Below are 216 nucleotides of genomic sequence, written 5' to 3' on the forward strand. Positions count from 1 at the left end.
TGTAATTTCTACATTTCCCGTATCTACCATTTCATTTTCTATTTTTAATGATAGAACTTCTGTCATTCCTTTTTTGATTTCAAACGATACTGGTTCTGTTAATTGTTTGTAGCCTGGTAAGCTTTCTACTTCTACTAGTTTGTAATTTCCTACAGATAGATCTGAAATTTTCGCTTTTCCTTCTTTATCTGTTGTTACTTTCGTTACTGCTTTGCC

1 protein-coding gene is annotated in these 216 nt (G+C 31.9%); it reads right to left on the bottom strand.

All coding sequences use genetic code 11. From position 1 onward, the window contains the following. On the bottom strand, nucleotides 1-216 hold a 216-nt coding region (locus MR167_RS33885; protein ID WP_242316331.1), incomplete at both ends, for a prealbumin-like fold domain-containing protein.

The organism is Bacillus cereus group sp. BfR-BA-01355 (assembly GCF_022663675.1).
Taxonomy (GTDB): Bacteria; Bacillota; Bacilli; order Bacillales; family Bacillaceae_G; genus Bacillus_A; species Bacillus_A thuringiensis_S.